Source organism: Citrobacter koseri ATCC BAA-895 (genome assembly GCF_000018045.1).
GTDB classification, from domain to species: domain Bacteria; phylum Pseudomonadota; class Gammaproteobacteria; order Enterobacterales; family Enterobacteriaceae; genus Citrobacter_B; species Citrobacter_B koseri.
The window spans coordinates 1,615,257-1,630,811 of the sequence record NC_009792.1 but is presented as its reverse complement, the minus strand read 5'-3'; the positions used below and the strand labels follow the sequence as shown (position 1 = coordinate 1,630,811).

The following is a 15,555-nucleotide window of genomic DNA, read 5'->3' as shown; positions in this document are numbered from 1 at the left end:
ATCCGTCAGTGAATAACATGACGAAATAATAGAGTTGCCAAAATGCACGCCTAAAGAATGTTTGTCTGTGAATAAGAACAGAATGGAATATAAAACGCTATTTGGATGGCAGGACGTTTAGCCGTGCGGTCGTCTGGCGGTGTTGATGGCCGAATTACCCTGTTTTTGTCGATTAATTCAACAGTTTACGCTGCTCGCGTTAAGGATAATGCCGCTCCCTGCATAAAGGTTGCCGAAATTGTACTAAAGCTATTTTCCCGCGCAGCGCCTCTCTTATTCCTTACGGATATATCAAATTCCTTTTTGGTCATTTAAAAGCAGAAACACCCTGATTACACTCATTTGGACATCCATACTGCTAAACAGCTAAAAGCACTGGCAGGATAACCATAAGCAGCAGCGGATACGATAACGATATGATCGTCCTGAAAAATATTTCGAAAGTTTTTACGCCCGGCAAGCTGTCTATTACCGCAGTGGATAACGTTAATCTGATGGTTGAACAGGGACAAATTTACGGGATTATTGGCTACAGCGGCGCCGGAAAGAGTACGTTGATTCGTTTGCTGAACGGTCTGGAAAAACCGACCGTGGGCAGCGTGACCATCAATGGTCACGATATTTCAGCGGCGACAGGAGAGTCCCTGCGCCAGGCGCGGCTGAAAATCAGCATGGTGTTTCAGCACTTCAATTTGCTGTGGTCGCGTACCGTCAGCGAAAACATCGCTTTTTCTATGCAAATCGCGGGCGCGCCAAAAGCAAAAATCAAGGCGCGGGTGGCGGAGTTGATCGACCTGGTGGGACTAACCGGGCGTGAGAATGCTTACCCATCCCAGCTGAGCGGCGGGCAAAAGCAACGTGTGGGGATTGCCCGTGCGCTGGCAAATAACCCGGATGTGCTGCTCTGCGACGAGGCGACTTCCGCGCTGGACCCGCAAACCACCGATCAGATTCTGGATCTGCTGCTCGATATTAATCGCCGCTTCCAGCTCACGATTGTGCTTATTACCCACGAGATGCATGTGGTGCGCAAAATCTGCGATCGCGTTGCGGTGATGGAAAACGGCAGAGTGGTGGAGGAAGGCGATGTGCTGAACGTCTTTACTCATCCGCAACAGCCGATTACCCGGCAGTTTGTCCGCCAGGTAAGTCAGTATGCCGAAGAGGAGGCGTTTAACCCGCAGCTGGCGAGCGAGCTGGGCGGGACGGTGATTAAGCTGACCTTCACCGGGCACAGTACGCATCAGCCGATCGTAGGGGAGCTTACCCTGCGTTACGGCCTGCCTTTCAATATTTTACACGGCAAGATGACGCAAACCGCACATGGCGTGTTTGGCCAACTGTGGCTGCACGTCGTGGCGACGGAAGAACAACTGAATAATATTCTGGCGGATTTGCGGCAGAGCGATATTGAAGGTGAGGTAGTACAACATGGTTGAGAATCTGTTTCCCCATCTGAAATGGGAACAACTTTTTGCGGCAACGCAGGAAACGCTCTATATGACGGCGCTTTCCGGTATCGCGACGTTTGTGCTGGGGATTGTACTGGGGCTGGCGCTGTTTTTGACCGCGCGCGGCGGGCTGTTTCAGAACCGCACGCTGTATAGCGTCATTTCGCTGGTGGTGAATATTTTTCGCTCGATCCCGTTCATCATTTTGATCGTCTTACTGATCCCGTTTACCAAAGCGCTGGTCGGCACCATTCTCGGGGCGAACGCTGCGCTGCCTGCGTTGATTGTCGGGGCGGCGCCGTTTTATGCGCGTCTGGTTGAAATCGCACTGCGCGAGGTTGACAGAGGCGTGATTGAAGCCACGCGTTCAATGGGCGCACGTCTCAGCACACTTATTTTTCGGGTTTTACTGCCTGAATCATCACCCGCACTGGTGTCCGGGATCACCGTGACGCTGATTGCGCTGGTCAGTTACAGCGCGATGGCCGGAGTGATTGGGGCAGGCGGTTTAGGGAACCTGGCTTATCTGGAAGGATTCCAGCGCAACCACAACGACGTCACGCTGGTGGCGACGGTGACTATCCTGATCATCGTCTTCATTATCCAGTTCTGCGGCGATGTGATCACCTCTCTGTTAGATAAACGCTAATAAAATACGGAAACCATTATCATGAAAAAATCACTGACATTACTCGCCGCAGCAACCTTAAGCGCCCTGAGCTTTGCCTCCTGGGCGGATACGCTGACCGTTGGCGCCTCTAACGTACCGCATGCGGAAATCCTTGAGCAGGCGAAACCGATTCTGGCGAAACAGGGGATCGATCTGGAGATTAAACCTTTCCAGGATTACATTCTGCCGAACACCGCGCTGGCCGGTCGTGAAATTGACGCCAACTACTTCCAGCATATCCCGTACCTGAATAGCGTGCTGAAAGATCATGCAGGTGATAAAACCTATGATTTCGTCAGCGCCGGGGCGATTCATATTGAGCCTATCGGCATCTACTCTAAAAAATACAAATCGCTGAAAGATCTGCCGGAAGGCGGCAGGATCATTATGCGTGACGCGGTCTCTGAAGAGGGACGTATTCTGTCGATCTTTGAAAAAGAGGGCGTGATCAAACTGAAGCCGGACGTGGATAAGGTCAGCGCGCGCATCAGCGACATCGTGGATAACCCGAAAAAACTGAAGTTCCTGCCGAACGTGGAAGCGGCGCTGTTACCACAGATGTACAACAACGATGAAGGCGATGCGGTGGTGATTAACGCCAACTACGCTATCGACGCAGGTCTGGACCCGGTTAACGATCCGATCGCCGTTGAGAGCGGAGAAAACAATCCGTACGCCAACATCATTACCGTACACCGTGGCGACGAGAAGAAAAAAGACATCGTGGCGCTGGTTGACGTTCTGCACTCAAAAGAGATTCAGGACTGGATCCGCACGAAGTACAAAGGCGCGGTGATTCCGGTCAATAACTAATACCACGTAGTGCCGGATAGCGTGACGCTTATCCGGCCTATAAAAGAGCCTGGCCGAACGGGTGAGCAAGTTACAGAGTGTGAGGTGACGGATATTGGTTAAGTTGAATAGTCACTCTGTTTATTTGTTTGATTTATTTGAGTTTTGTCTTCATCGTTAGAGTGATATATGCTGTTTGTTTGTGCTGGCGATGAGAGACAATAATGGGAAACCTGACAAAAGACGACGAACTGTACCGTGAGATGTGCAGAGTGGTTGGCAAAGTGGTTCTGGAGATGCGCGACCTGGGGCAAGAGCCGAAGCATATCGTGATTGCGGGAGTGTTACGAACCGCCATGGCGAACCAGCGACTCCAGCGCAGCGAACTTGAAAAACAGGCGATGGAAACGGTTATCAAAGCCCTGGCAGGATAATTCTCTCAGGGATGGCGCTCGCTTCGTCATCCCTTATTCCCGGTATTTAAATTCTTCACCTTGTAAATAATCAGATATCGCGTTTATATTAATATCGATATGTATATTAATATATAACGAAGGCGATTGATATTAATAATGGGAACGAGGTCACATTATTAATTATTAATAGGTTGCCGTGTTTTATATCCTCTAAATGATAATAAATATCACTCCGCTTTTATTATTTCACTTCCGGTTTTTAATTGATAACGATCAAAGTTAATAGCACTGAATAACCACATTATTTATGTGCCTAACTCTTTGGGATTAGTCTATTTGTATTTAATGATATGACGTATGCGATCCGGTTAGGGCAAAACATCGGGTGTTGTCAGCACTGTGTTTGCGAAGAGGATGCGAAATAAATGAACCAGGTCGAACGTCCAATATTAGATTTTGGCTTAACGCGGCTCGAATTTCTGCGTATATCAGGAAAGGGTCTGGCAGGATTAACTATCGCTCCCGCGCTGCTGTCACTTTTTGGCTGCAAACAGGAAGACGTTGATAGCGGTACGGTAGGACTGATAAACACGCCCAAAGGGGTCTTAGTGACTCAACGCGCCCGCTGCACAGGCTGCCATCGCTGCGAAATCTCCTGCACCAATTACAACGATGGCGCCGTGGGCTCGTTTTTCTCCCGCATTAAGATTCACCGTAATTACTTCTTTGGCGACAATGGCGTTGGCTCCGGCGGCGGCCTGTATGGCGATTTAAACTACACCGCAGATACCTGTCGCCAGTGTAAGGACCCGCAGTGCATGAAGGTCTGCCCAATCGGCGCAATTACCTGGAAACAGGACGATGGCTGCATCGCGGTTGATCATAAGCGGTGTATTGGCTGTAGCGCCTGCACCACTGCCTGCCCCTGGATGATGGCTACCGTAAACAGCGAAACGAAAAAATCGTCAAAATGTGTTTTATGCGGCGAGTGCGCCAGCGCCTGTCCAACAGGGGCGCTGAAAGTTATCGAGTGGAAAGATATTACTGTTTGAATCTTGCAAAGGAAAACATTATGGCTAACGGTTGGACAGGTAATATATTACGGGTCAATCTTACAACAGGCGATATTACCCTCGAAGATTCCAGTAAATATAAAAAATTTGTCGGCGGAATGGGGTTCGGCTACAAAATTATGTATGACGAAGTTCCGCCTGGCACGAAACCTTTCGATGAAGGAAATAAACTGGTATTTGCCACCGGCCCGCTGACCGGATCTGGCGCGCCCTGTAGTTCCCGCGTCAATATCACTTCGCTCTCTACGTTTACTAAAGGTAATTTGGTTGTCGATGCGCATATGGGCGGCTTCTTTGCGGCACAAATGAAATTTGCCGGGTACGACGCGATTATTATTGAGGGTAAATCCGCTTCGCCTGTGTGGATCAATATTAAAGATGACAAGGTCAGCCTCGAAAAAGCAGATTTTCTGTGGGGCAAAGGGACGCGCGCCACGACCGAAGAGATCTGCCGTATGACCAGCCCGGAGACCTGCGTGGCGGCCATTGGTCAGGCGGGTGAAAACCTGGTGCCGCTCTCCTGTATGCTCAACAGCCGTAACCACAGCGGCGGGGCGGGAACCGGCGCGGTGATGGGGGCGAAAAACCTCAAGGCCATTGCCGTTGAGGGCACCAAAGGGGTCAATATTGCCGATCGCAAAGAGATGAAGCGGCTGAATGACTACATGATGACGGAGCTGATTGGCGCCAATAATAATCATGTTGTGCCGAGCACCCCGCAGGCATGGGCGGAATTTTCCTCACCGGCCTCGCGCTGGACGGCGCGTAAAGGCTTGTTCTGGGGGGCCGCAGAAGGCGGGCCTGTTGAAACCGGCGAGATCCCGCCGGGTAATCAAAATACGGTCGGCTTTCGCACCTATAAATCCGTGTTTGACTTAGGTCCGGCGGCTGAAAAATACACCGTGAAAATGAGCGGTTGCCACTCATGTCCGATCCGCTGCATGTCGCAGCTCAATATTCCACGGGTAAAGGATTTTGGCGTACCGAGCACCGGGGGGAATACCTGCGTGGCAAACTTTGTCCATACCACGATCTTCCCGCACGGCCCGAAAGATTTTGACGACAAGGACGATGGCCGCGTTATCGGCAATCTGATCGGCCTGAACCTGTTTGACGACTACGGTATCTGGTGTAACTACGGGCAGTTGCACCGTGACTTCACGTATTGCTACAGCAAAGGCGTGTTCAAGCGCGTGCTGCCGGCTGAGGAATATGCGGAGATCCGCTGGGATCAACTGGAAGCGGGCGATCCCAACTTTATCAAGGATTTCTACTATCGGCTGGCGCATCGCAAAGGAGAGTTGAGCCATCTTGCGGATGGTTCATACGCCATTGCCGAGCGCTGGAATCTGGGTGAGGAATACTGGGCGTACGATAAAAACAAACTGTGGTCGCCGTTTGGCTATCCGGTACACCATGCTAACGAAGCGTCGGCGCAGGTGGGGGCAATTACCAACTGCATGTTTAACCGTGATTGCATGACCCACACCCACATCAACTTTATTGGTTCTGGTTTACCGCTGAAGCTACAGCGAGAGGTCGCGGCGGAACTGTTTGGTTCTGAAGACGCCTACGACGAGACTAAAAATTACACGCCGATCAACGCGGCGAAAATCAAGTATGCCAAATGGACGCTGCTCAAAGTTTGCCTGCATAACGCCGTGACGCTGTGCAACTGGGTCTGGCCGATGACCGTTTCGCCGTTAAAGAGCCGAAATTATCGTGGGGATCTGGACCTGGAAGCGAAATTTTTCCAGGCGGTGACCGGGGATGAAACCACCCAGGCGAGCCTTGATTTAGCCGCAGAACGTATCTTCACGCTCCATCGCGCCTATACCGTCAAACTGATGCAGACCAAAGACATGCGCAATGAACACGATCTCATCTGTTCGTGGGTTTTTGACAAGGACCCCAACATTCCGGTGTTCACTGAAGGGACTGACAAAATGGATCGCGACGATATGCGTGAATCCCTGACGCTCTTTTATACCGAGATGGGCTGGGACCCTGAACTGGGATGCCCGACGCGAGAAACGTTGCATCGCCTCGGTCTTGAGGATGTCGCCGCCGATCTGGCCGCGCAGAATCTGCTGCCAGCGTAAGGAAGGTGAGATGAGTCATTCAGAGGGCGAACACTCCACGCCTGAGGTGGATATTGAAAAGCGGCAGTGGCTGCAAGGCTTACATCAGCATGAAAGGCGAGTGGATGAATCGGCGCCTCCCGCGAGTCCGGCAGAGATCATGGCGGAGTTCATCCGCCAGCATTCTGCTTCAGGCCAGCTGGTGGCTCGCGCGCTTTTCCTGCAACCGCCGTATTCAGTGGAGGAAGAGGCGTTAACACCGCTGCTGGAGACGCTGCTTCAGAGCGAGACAGGGGCGGATATCGCCTGCGTGCGGGGTGCTCAGGATGATTATTACTACTCGACGCAAACCATGACCGCTAACTATGCCGACATGTGTGTGCAGGTGGTGGAGAACGATATTTGCCGGGCTATCGCACAGGCGGTGCGTTTTGATTGCCAGACCTATCCGCGACCCTACAAGGTCGCCATGCTGGAACAACCGCCATACCGCTTTGCGCCGCAGCAAATAGCGACAGCCCTTGCCGCGATCGACACGCACCCGGATTACGCGGATATTCGCCGTGTGGCGTCGTCCAACGATGTGCCGTATCTGTTTAGCGAACGTTTTATGAGCTACGGCAAGGCATATGGCTTATGCGAATGGCTTGAGGTTGAGCAGTTTCAGAATCCCTGATTGTTCAGGGTGATGTCATGGAAAGCGTGGGCGATCGCTGCCACCGGATTAGAGGATAACCAGATGTCCTTCACTCGACGAAAATTTGTGCTTGGTATGGGGACGGTGATTTTTTTCAGCGGGCCCGGTCAAAATTTGTTAGCGAACACGAAGAATAGCAACGCGGTGCGTTATGCCATGATTCATGATGAATCCCTGTGTAACGGCTGCAATCTCTGCGCCCGGGCGTGTCGCAAGACCAACCATGTTCCGGCTCAGGGCAGTCGTTTATCCATCGCGCATATTCCCGTTTCGGATAATGAAAACGAAACCGTTTATCACTATTTCCGCCAGTCCTGCCAGCACTGTGAAGATGCGCCCTGTATTGATGTTTGCCCGACCGGCGCCTCTTGGCGTGATGAGCGCGGTATTGTGCGGGTAGATGAATCGCGTTGTATCGGCTGTAGCTACTGTATAGGCGCTTGTCCGTATCAGGTGCGTTATCTCAATCCACAAACCAAAGTGGCGGATAAATGCGACTTTTGTGCCGAATCTCGCCTGGCAAAGGGGTTCCCGCCGATTTGCGTGAATGCCTGCCCGGAGCACGCATTGATTTTTGGTCGTGAAGACAGCCCGGAAATTCAGACCTGGCTGAAGGAGAACAAATTCTATCAACACCAACTCGCAGGCGCCGGAAAACCGCATCTGTATCGCCGGTTCGGTCAACATTTGATTAAAAAGGAAAATGTATGAACGCGTCGCAGAATGCTGAACAGTTCCATGCCCAACTGGCGAACTATGTCCCCGTGTTTTCTCCCGAATACTGGCCTGTCTGGTTAGTCATCGCCGGACTGATGCTGGTAGCGATGTGGCTGGTGTTGGGGCTGCATGCCATGCTGCGGTTTCGCGCCGCCAACAAAGCCGCGGCTGGTCACGGTGAAAAGGTTTACCTGTACTCAAAAGCGGTGAGATTGTGGCACTGGTCGAATGCGCTACTGTTTGTGCTCCTGCTTGGCAGCGGGCTGATCAATCATTTCTCGCTGGTTGGCGCGTCGGTGATGAAGAGTCTGCTGACGGTGCATGAGATCTGCGGTTTTCTGCTGCTGGCGTGTTGGCTGGGTTTTGTTTTGATCAACATGCTGGGCGGCAACGGACACCATTATATTATTCGCCGCGAGGGCTGGATTGGCCGGGCGATAAAGCAGACACGCTTCTATCTGTTCGGCATTATGCAGGGTGAGGAACATCCGTTTCCCGCCACCACGCAGTCTAAATTCAACCCGTTACAGCAGGCCGCTTATCTCGGGGTGATGTACGGCCTGGTGCCGCTGTTGCTGATAACCGGACTACTGTCGCTTTATCCGCAGGCGGCGGGCGATCTGTTCCCCGGCGTGCGTTACTGGCTGTTGCAGGCGCATTTCGCGCTGGCGATCGTTAGCCTCTTTTTTATCTTCGGTCATCTTTACCTTTGCACGACAGGTCGTACGCCCGGTGAGACCTTCCGCTGCATGGTTGATGGCTATCATCGGCACTAACGGATGATCATTACGCGAGAGGATTTACGTACCTGGCGAGTCGGGCCCGTCATGTATCGTTGGTTTGTCCGTCGCTTTCCGAATGGCGGCAGCTACGCCGACGTGCATCGGGCGCTGAGCGGTGAAGGCTATCTCGACTGGGCAAATAGTCTGGTGGAATATGCCTGGTCACGCTGGCTGGATGAGGAGAGCTTTGCGCGTCAGGATATCAGCGCGATGGACAGCCTGGTGAGTGCGCAGTCGCACCACGGTAATAGCGAACACATTGCCTGCGCGGACGATAACGTCCATCTGGGATGTGCGGGCGATAATGTCAAAATTGCCAGCGTGGGGTACGCTTCGCAGATTGCCAGCGCGGGGTACTGCGCGCGCATTGGCAGCGCAGGCTACAACACGCATATAGGCTGTTCCGGCGATCGCGCGCGGGTGGCGGTGGCAGGGAACTCAACCCGCGTAAGCTGCGCCGGTGACGGGAGTCGTATTGCTAGTGCGGGAATGCGGGTGCGCATCAGCACGCTGGGTGACAGGAGCAATATTGCCAGCAATGGCGATCTGGCACAGGTTGTCAGCTTTGGCGCCAATGCCAGAATTGCCAACAGCGGAGAGAATGTTCATCTCGTTACCAGCGGTGACAATGCGGTCATCGCCAGCACCGGGCACGTTGACTCCCTGATACTGGGGCCCGGCGGCTGTGCCGCGCTGGCGTATCACGATGGCGAACGTACCCGTTTCGCCGTTGCCATTGAAGGCGAGAACAACATACGCGCCGGGGTAAAATATCGCCTCAACGAACAACATCAGTTTGTTGAGTGTTGAGCCGTTTATCGGATGGCAAATCGTCGACGGGTGAATCTCTCCAGGCCAAAACAGAGCAGGTAATAGACCAGTCCGGTAAAGATAAAAATGGCCGCCGGGTAAATCTGTACCCGGTTATTCACCTGACCGGCGACGGTAGTCAGTTCAGGAACATTAACAATAAACGCCAGCGACGTGTCTTTCAGCAGGCCGATAAAAATGCCGGTCAATGACGGCATTACATTGCGTAGCACCTGGGGAAGCAGAATGAGCCATAATGCCTGAAACGGGCGAAATCCCTGCACTACCGAGGCGTCGTACTGCCCGGCAGGAAGCGCGTTTATGCCAGCATAAACGGAGTGCATCACCGATGCCGCAGTAAACCAGGCCAGCGCCAGCGTGACGGTAACGGCGCCGGGAAGATCGCTTCCGGTAAGCATTGGCAGCAAATACCACATCCAGAAGATCACGAAGATCAGCGGAATACCGCGAATAAATTCCGCCCAGAGAAACAGCCCATTACGGATAACGCCCGGAAATCGCCAGGCAAGACAGGCGAGAACCACCCCGCCGGGAAGCGCCAGCACGCCAGCACCCAGCGCCATCAACAATGTGAGAAGCACGCCGCCGGGTTGACCATCAGCAGCGCGTCCCCACAGCAGGTAATCCAGATTGTCGGTAATGACCGAAATATTAGCGATCATGGTGTGGACTCCTGAGGCTGAAAATACGCGTTTTGGGCTTCACTCTTTTGGTCGGGGCGGGGTTTAACCGCGTCAGTAGCAGACCCAATACAATGCCGGTCAGCAAATAGAGCGCGGTGCCGACGGCAAAGGCTTCCAGAGCATGGGCGTTATAGCTTTCAATTTGTCGCACCTGATAGGTCAGTTCGGCAAAGCCGATACCGCTGGCAAGCGATGAAAGTTTCATCAGGTTAAGGTATTGCCCCACGATGGGTTGCCAGGCGTTTGCCAGCCCCTGGGGGAGCAGAATATGGCGGAGGGTCGTCCACGCGGAAAAACCTTGCGATACCGCGGCCTCTCGCTGCCCGGCGGATACCGCCTGCAACCCCGAGGCGATCTCCTCAACCAGGAAGGCCGATGTGAATACCCCCAGCCCCCATGCGGAGCAGAGAAATTCTGGCGTCAGCCACCAGACATCGCCAGGCAGGATCGACCAAAAATGATCGGTATTAACGAAATCAATCACGTCACGGGGCAGAAAATTCCACGCTGCGAAGTACCAGAACATCAACTGCACAAGCAGAGGCGTATTGCGAAACAGCGAGACCCAGGCAGCGACCAGACGGCGACCGAATGCGTTGCCGGAGAGACGTAGCGCGAGCAGGATAATCGCCAGCAGTGTCGACAGCAAAACGCCTGCCAGCGTGACCCAGAGCGTGGTCAAAAAACCCGAGATGACCCATTGCAGAGGTTGCCCGCTCAGCACCCCCTGCCAGTCCAGAGTAAGCATTATAACGATGACTCCTGGTGTAACGGATCGAGCACTTTCTTCAGGAAGCGCTGGGTTCTGGGGTGCTGCGGACGGGTAAAAAATGCTTCAGGCGAGGCGACTTCCAGAATATCGCCGCCGTCGATAAACACGACACGGTCGGCAATTTCGCGCGCGAAGTGCATCTCGTGCGTAACGACGATCATGGTGATCCCGCTGTGGGCAAGATTTTTCATGACCTGTAAGACTTCGCCGATCATTTCCGGGTCCAGCGCGGATGTTGGCTCATCAAAAAGGATAATTTGCGGAGAGGAGGCCAGCGCGCGGGCAATGGCGACGCGCTGCTGCTGTCCGCCAGAGAGCTGGGCGGCAAATGCGTCGGCTTTTTCAGCCAGACCCACCTGGTCCAGCAACTCGCGGGCTCGCTGCCGGGCGGCCTCTTTATTCCAGCCATGCACATACTCCAGCGCCAGCGTAATGTTCTGCTGCGCCGTCAGATGGGCGTAAAGGTTGAATTGCTGGAATACGAATCCAATGCGGCTGCGTAACTGGCGCAGCGCTGCGCCCTTGAGCTGACCAATGGGCTTATCATCGATAAAAATATCGCCGCCGCTTAATGACTCAAGCTGGTTGATGAGTCGAATAAGCGTGGATTTTCCCGAACCGGATGGCCCAAGGATGGTAACGACTTCTCCGGGTTCCACCGTCAGATTGACACCGTTTAATACCCGGTGCCCGTCGTACTGTTTGATCACATCGCGCAGTTCAACGCGCGCCTGACGCAAATGCGTAAAATCCGCAGCCGAAGCTGCGGAGCGGGTAAACAAACCTGAGAGCATATTACTTCGCTTCTATTTTAAAGGCGCGCGGCTGTGGATTTTTGGTTTCGGGGCCGAACCAGACGTCATAGATTTTAGCCGCCTGTCCGGTGGACTCGAGCTTCAGCAGTTCATCGTTCACCGCCTTTAACAGCGCGGGTTCGCCTTTTTTCACCCCGACGCCGATTTCCTCTTTACTCAGCAGGTCGGGTAGGATTTTAAAGTTGGCTTTGTCCGGCGCCCCGCTTAACAGGCCCGCCAGAATGGTGCTGTCCTGGGTGATCGCCTGAACGTTGCCATTACGCAGCGCAGTCAGCGCCAGCGGGATATCATCATAGGCCAGCACGCGGGATTGCGGGAAACGCTGGTGCAGCGCCTGTTCCCCCGTTGTTCCTTTCACCGCGCCAATTCGCGCGCGGCTGTACTCATCCAGCTTGTCGGGGGAGGTCGCCGGAACCAGGAATTGTTGCCCGGTGATAAAATAGGGAACGGAAAAGTCGATAACCTGGGCGCGCTCCGGGGTGATGGTAATATCCGCGACGATCAGATCGGCCTTACCCGATTGCAGTAACGGGATACGGTTGGCTGGGTTGGTGGCGACCAGTTCCAGTTTGACTCCCAACGATTTGGCCAGCGCTTCGGCAAAATCAACGTCGTAGCCAACGATTTTATGCGTTTGCGGATCGACGGAGCCAAACGGCGGGTTCGCATCGAACGTGGCCACTTTCACTACGCCGGCGGCTTTAATATCCGCCAGTTGATCGGCCTGGGCGGGTAACGCGGCAATACCGGATGCGAATAGCGCACTTAATGCCAGTAATGTTTTTTTAGTGCTGTGAATTGTCGTTGCCATCATCTTCTTTGATATCCCTGTAGAGACGCTAAATAATTCATGTCGCGGTCAAAAAGGCCGCTGCATTCGCGACATGATTGGGTTTGTCTTTTTACGCTCCCACAACTCGCCGTCGTCACCAAATAAGAAAAGATTCTTATCTATATACAAAAAGATATTAGTAAAACAGATGTTAATGGTCGGTGAATTAAGATGGGATGGTCTAATGCAATAAATGCACAAGGATGGCAGGATTTCGTATTTCATTTTTTCACGCGAATGCGCTGCAATAAAACGCATCCAGCATACAGACAGAGGGGCGGAGAAGATGAATGGGTTTAAACGTCTTTGGCATACTGTGGTGAAGGCACGTCCACAGACCCGACAGTACGATGCGGAGCCTCATCTTCAGCGTATTGTTGAGTCTGTTCTTCCTGTCGCCAGCCTGTATGGCGTGGATATCGCCAACATTGATCCGGAGTGGTTCCGTGATAAAACAGAACGCTGAACATCGACAAACGCGCGAGGCATACTGGAACGAAATCTGCGCGCTTTCTGCGGCTTAATCCTGAATAAAAAAAACCGGCATTACGCCGGTTCTGTCGTTATATTTTGCAGGCATCGCCGCAGTCATCATCCGCAATAACCGCCTGGGCTTTTTTATCTGCGTCTTCCAGACGTTCAGCGTTACGCTCTTGCGCTTCCTCCAGCCCGTCAAAGACCAGATTGTCGAGATCAATATCCATCAATCACCTGTTTAGTTCAGTGTTTGCCAGCTTTCCAGTATAGGGCAAAATCTGTGATTGATGCACCTTGCGCTATTGGCGATCGGTGCGGTTGCCAGCAGGGAAAGCGGAAATCCCGCCATCCCTGCCAATAGGTTACTGCTCGGTGAGTTCCATATCCGCGATAAAGGGGAGATGATCGCTTGCCGACGACCAGGTGAAAGCAGGGGAGTTATGCGGAATGTCTATTTTCTTCACATCCCATTTTTGCCCCTTGAAAGTGAAGATGTGGTCAATATCAATCGCCGGGTTAACCGCAGGCCATGTACGATAATCCGTCCCCTGTTTCTCAACCGGATTAAAGAAATAGCCAATTTCTTTTAACGGCTGTTCGTCACGGGTAGAGTTGAAATCGCCAGCCAGAATTTTTATTGAAGAGGCGATATCTTTAAAATCGGATGACGCATCGCCAATACTGACATCCAGCAGATGGCGGACTTGCTCAATTCGCATGGTGGGATCTTTTTGCCAGTCAAGGTGGGTAACCATGACCAGTACCGGCGTATCGAAACCTGGAACCGCAATTTGCGCCAGTAATGCTACCCGTTGTTCTGCATCGCCTGAGGGTAAATTGATAACCTGAGTATGCTGAATTTTGTATTTCGATAAAATGCCGAGCCCGTATTCACCACCATCAAAATCCAGCGCCTTACCAAAGGCATAGTGATAGTTATTTGCATCAGCGATCGTTTTCAATTGATCAATCTTTTGGCTTCTTGCGGTTTTATTATCAACCTCTGGAACCGCAATGATATCGGCTGCAATTTTTTTGATAGCGGCATTAAGCGACGTGAAATCAGCTACATTTTCGGACGCTTCATTTTTGCCGATGTTATAGGTCGCAATTCTTAAATGAGGCTTGTTGTTTTCATAAATCTTATCCGGGACACCGCCTTTCTGAACGGCGAGAATTTCATTACCGGCAAGTTTTTCACTGGCTATAGCGTGTGTGGAAAGGCAGCTTAGCGCGAGGAATGTCAGTGTAAAGATGTTTTTCATAACGAATAGAGGCCTTGTTTATTTGCTGTTGTCGCCACTATAACGCGCATAAAAATAGGTTACTGTGAGACTTTGCACAAACTTATATTGTTTTGCGAAATAAGTGATTAAAGTACATTCACCAGAATTTTAAATGTGAATGAAGGCCGTAACGGTTTACTTGACCCGCAGAGCCTTTCGGGTAACTGTATGTAATGTTGCAAAAATCTGAATTTCACCTGTAAAAAAAGGAATAACGAAGAGATGTATGGCCGTGAGTATCGAAACGGGCGTCGTCGCATGGCACCGTTTTTAGCAATCTCTTGCATTACTCTGCTGTATGGCGCGAAAGGGTATGCCAGGCCGGATATGGAGCCGCTGGGACCGAATATCGCCGATCGGGGTTCCGCGTTTTACCATTTCAGGGTTGAAAATTTCGACTCCGCCGACGGAAAAAGGCACTACAAGGTCTGGACCGGCGTTCCTGATAAAACGCCGCCAGCGTCGGGTTATCCGGTTCTGTATATGCTGGATGGCAATGCGGTGATGGATCGCCTGACGGAGGACTTGCTGAAACAACTGGCGGAAAAAACGCCCCCCGTTATTGTCGCCATCGGCTACCAGACCCACTTACCCTTTGATCTGAACGGCAGAGCCTATGATTATACGCCCGCGCTGGAAGTGAAAAGCGGGGCGGAGGGGCGCTATCGTCGACCGGGTGGCGGCAGTGGGGACTTCCGTCGACTGCTGGAGACGCGTATCGCGCCGCAAACGGAACAAGGGATCAACATCGATCCTGAACGACGCGGCGTATGGGGACACTCCTACGGCGGCTTATTCGTCCTTGATTCGTGGCTGTCGTCGTCATTTTTTCAGTTTTACTACAGCGCCAGCCCATCGCTGGGAAGAGACAATTCCTCGTTGTTAACCCGGTTAACCACAATGGATGCCGCGAAAAATTGCCATAAGCGTTTATTTTTCATGGAAGGTTCCGCTTCACCGGGGAAAAATGCGCAGACTCCGGTTTCCGATATCCTGAATAAAACCCGCGACGCCGTTTCCGCCCTGCAAAAAGACGGGCTTGCGGTTGCCTGGTGGAATTACCCGGGATTGACGCACGGGCCGATGTTCACCGCCTCTTTTCAGAGCGCGTTACTGAATATGAGCGCGGAGGAGACTCCCGGGGCAGCGCGCTGCGATTAACCGGGCAGTGAGTGAAGAG

Annotated in this window: 18 protein-coding genes; 12 read left to right on the top strand and 6 right to left on the bottom strand. The window is 52.5% G+C overall.

The genetic code is table 11. The features are described from left to right. Positions 1-416: 416 nt before the first annotated feature. The 10 genes from CKO_RS07260 to ydhT all read left to right on the top strand — a co-directional run bounded on the left by CKO_RS07260 (position 417) and on the right by ydhT (position 9,489). The gene (locus tag CKO_RS07260) at positions 417-1,439 is read left to right on the top strand and encodes a methionine ABC transporter ATP-binding protein (RefSeq protein WP_012132574.1); all 1,023 of its coding nucleotides are present in this window, start codon (positions 417-419) and stop codon (positions 1,437-1,439) included. Further along, positions 1,432-2,100, top strand: coding sequence for a methionine ABC transporter permease (locus CKO_RS07255; RefSeq protein ID WP_012132573.1), 669 nt, complete (start codon positions 1,432-1,434; stop codon positions 2,098-2,100). Before CKO_RS07260 ends, CKO_RS07255 begins: the two co-directional genes overlap by 8 nt. A 21-nt stretch (positions 2,101-2,121) precedes the next feature. Further along, positions 2,122-2,934, top strand: coding sequence for a MetQ/NlpA family ABC transporter substrate-binding protein (locus CKO_RS07250; protein WP_012132572.1), 813 nt, complete (start codon positions 2,122-2,124; stop codon positions 2,932-2,934). Between the two features lie 203 nt (positions 2,935-3,137). Further along, complete coding sequence (gene fumD, locus CKO_RS07245; protein ID WP_012132570.1) at positions 3,138-3,347, top strand: fumarate hydratase FumD; 210 nt, start codon at positions 3,138-3,140, stop codon at positions 3,345-3,347. 407 nt (positions 3,348-3,754) lie between these two features. Beyond that, positions 3,755-4,381, top strand: coding sequence for a ferredoxin-like protein (locus CKO_RS07240; RefSeq protein WP_012132569.1), 627 nt, complete (start codon positions 3,755-3,757; stop codon positions 4,379-4,381). Between the two features lie 20 nt (positions 4,382-4,401). Next, entirely contained in the window at positions 4,402-6,504 is a 2,103-nt protein-coding gene (locus CKO_RS07235) for an aldehyde ferredoxin oxidoreductase (RefSeq protein WP_024130378.1), read from the top strand. A gap of 10 nt (positions 6,505-6,514) precedes the next feature. Further along, on the top strand, positions 6,515-7,159 hold the full coding sequence (locus CKO_RS07230) for a YdhW family putative oxidoreductase system protein (protein ID WP_012132567.1): 645 nt from the start codon (positions 6,515-6,517) through the stop codon (positions 7,157-7,159). 63 nt (positions 7,160-7,222) lie between these two features. Beyond that, entirely contained in the window at positions 7,223-7,891 is a 669-nt protein-coding gene (locus CKO_RS07225) for a 4Fe-4S dicluster domain-containing protein (RefSeq protein ID WP_071818897.1), read from the top strand. Continuing rightward, positions 7,888-8,673: a thiosulfate reductase cytochrome B subunit gene (gene phsC, locus CKO_RS07220; protein WP_012132565.1), complete on the top strand. Its 786-nt coding sequence runs from the start codon at positions 7,888-7,890 to the stop codon at positions 8,671-8,673. The genes CKO_RS07225 and phsC overlap by 4 nt, the downstream gene beginning before the upstream one ends. Positions 8,674-8,676: 3 nt before the next feature. Further along, entirely contained in the window at positions 8,677-9,489 is an 813-nt protein-coding gene (gene ydhT, locus CKO_RS07215; RefSeq protein ID WP_012132564.1) for a protein YdhT, read from the top strand. A gap of 5 nt (positions 9,490-9,494) precedes the next feature. On the opposite strand, the gene CKO_RS07210 is transcribed toward ydhT, so the two are convergent. Genes CKO_RS07210 through CKO_RS07195 form a run of 4 tightly spaced genes read right to left on the bottom strand, consistent with a single transcriptional unit; the run spans position 9,495 to position 12,594 of the window. Next, on the bottom strand, positions 9,495-10,172 hold the full coding sequence (locus tag CKO_RS07210; RefSeq protein WP_012132563.1) for an amino acid ABC transporter permease: 678 nt from the start codon (positions 10,170-10,172) through the stop codon (positions 9,495-9,497). Further along, entirely contained in the window at positions 10,162-10,941 is a 780-nt protein-coding gene (locus tag CKO_RS07205) for an amino acid ABC transporter permease (RefSeq protein WP_012132562.1), read from the bottom strand. Before CKO_RS07205 ends, CKO_RS07210 begins: the two co-directional genes overlap by 11 nt. Continuing rightward, a complete protein-coding gene (locus CKO_RS07200; protein WP_012132561.1) occupies positions 10,941-11,759 on the bottom strand; it encodes an amino acid ABC transporter ATP-binding protein in 819 nt (272 codons plus the stop codon). Before CKO_RS07200 ends, CKO_RS07205 begins: the two co-directional genes overlap by 1 nt. Before the next feature lies 1 nt (position 11,760). Then, positions 11,761-12,594, bottom strand: coding sequence for an ABC transporter substrate-binding protein (locus tag CKO_RS07195; protein ID WP_012132560.1), 834 nt, complete (start codon positions 12,592-12,594; stop codon positions 11,761-11,763). A 304-nt stretch (positions 12,595-12,898) separates the two neighbouring features. Between CKO_RS07195 and CKO_RS07190 the strand changes: the two genes are divergently transcribed. Further along, positions 12,899-13,078 (top strand): hypothetical protein, encoded by a 180-nt coding sequence (locus CKO_RS07190; protein WP_024130375.1) that lies wholly within the window; start codon positions 12,899-12,901, stop codon positions 13,076-13,078. Between the two features lie 97 nt (positions 13,079-13,175). Here the strand turns inward: CKO_RS07190 and CKO_RS23280 are convergent, their stop codons facing one another. Both CKO_RS23280 and CKO_RS07185 read right to left on the bottom strand, forming a co-directional pair. Further along, entirely contained in the window at positions 13,176-13,316 is a 141-nt protein-coding gene (locus CKO_RS23280; protein ID WP_012132556.1) for a hypothetical protein, read from the bottom strand. 135 nt (positions 13,317-13,451) lie between these two features. After that, positions 13,452-14,354 carry an endonuclease/exonuclease/phosphatase family protein gene (locus CKO_RS07185; protein WP_012132554.1) on the bottom strand — a complete coding sequence of 301 codons (903 nt, stop codon included), beginning with the start codon at positions 14,352-14,354 and terminating at the stop codon, positions 13,452-13,454. Between the two features lie 243 nt (positions 14,355-14,597). Here CKO_RS07185 and CKO_RS07180 point away from each other — a divergent pair, with 243 nt between their 5' ends. Further along, positions 14,598-15,536 carry an alpha/beta hydrolase gene (locus tag CKO_RS07180; protein WP_024130374.1) on the top strand — a complete coding sequence of 313 codons (939 nt, stop codon included), beginning with the start codon at positions 14,598-14,600 and terminating at the stop codon, positions 15,534-15,536. The last annotated feature ends 19 nt before the right edge of the window (positions 15,537-15,555 follow it).